1 protein-coding gene is annotated in these 555 nt (G+C 35.3%); it reads left to right on the forward strand.

The genetic code is table 11. The features are described from left to right. On the forward strand, positions 1-542 hold a 542-nt coding region (locus tag JCM15092_RS14335; protein ID WP_024995236.1), incomplete at its 5' end, for an IS982 family transposase. Positions 543-555: the final 13 nt, after the last annotated feature.

A 555-nucleotide genomic window follows, 5' to 3' on the forward strand; every position in this document is an offset into this window, starting at 1 on the left:
GTCGTCCCATAAGGTCAAAACGTTGTAAAATGGGAAAGAATAATTATGATAAAGCTCCCAATTATGGCTATTGTGCTTCACAGGGTAAACATTATTACGGATATAAATTACATTCTCTCTGTGGGTTGAGCGGTGTCATACACTCTTTTGACCTGACAAAGGCGAGTGTTCACGACATTCATTATTTGAAAGACGTAAAGTGTAACTTTCAGAATTGCACCATCATCGGTGATCGTGGATATATTGGAGCAGCCATACAACTTGATTTATTTGAAAAAGCTAATATCAAGTTGGAAGTTCCATATCGGTCAAATCAAAAAGATTGGAAACCTGTATTTAGTCCATTTGCTAAAGCAAGGAAAAGGGTTGAAACGCTTTTTGCACAATTATGCGATCAATTTATGATAATCAGAAATTACGCAAAACAAACAGAAGGATTGTTTACCAGAATTACGGGGAAAATTAGTGCACTTACAATCCTTCAATATATAAACAAGATTAATAACAAACCCATTGGACAAATTAAATATGCACTAATTTAATTCCGCCAACGGG

The organism is Phocaeicola paurosaccharolyticus JCM 15092 (assembly GCF_000613805.1).
In the GTDB taxonomy this organism is placed as follows: Bacteria; Bacteroidota; Bacteroidia; order Bacteroidales; family Bacteroidaceae; genus Phocaeicola; species Phocaeicola paurosaccharolyticus.